This window comes from Psychrobacter sp. S1-30-MNA-CIBAN-0213, assembly GCF_040309845.1.
GTDB lineage: Bacteria > Pseudomonadota > Gammaproteobacteria > Pseudomonadales > Moraxellaceae > Psychrobacter.
This window is the reverse complement of the sequence record NZ_JBEOPE010000192.1, coordinates 1-230: the sequence shown is the minus strand read 5'-3', so window position 1 is coordinate 230 and position 230 is coordinate 1. Positions and strand designations below refer to the sequence as shown.

The following is a 230-nucleotide window of genomic DNA, read 5'->3' as shown; positions in this document are numbered from 1 at the left end:
CGCTCAGATTTGACAGCGCGTTCATCCCGACCATGAGCGATATCATGATAAAACTGTCCTCGCTTACCAAACTCATCAATCAATACTTCGGCTGACATACGGCGTAGATCAGCACCGCTTGTCACGCCCATTGCATGTAATCGTCTTGCCGTTGCTTTACCTATCCCATGAAATCGTTCAATAGGTAGTGTGCTGATAAAAGCATCAGCGTCTTCTGGCGTGATAATAGC

1 protein-coding gene is annotated in these 230 nt (G+C 47.0%); it reads right to left on the bottom strand.

All coding sequences use genetic code 11. The features are described from left to right. Positions 1-230, bottom strand: a 230-nt coding sequence (locus AAEY87_RS14470) for a DNA polymerase thumb domain-containing protein (protein ID WP_502945492.1), incomplete at both ends; no start/stop codon positions are given.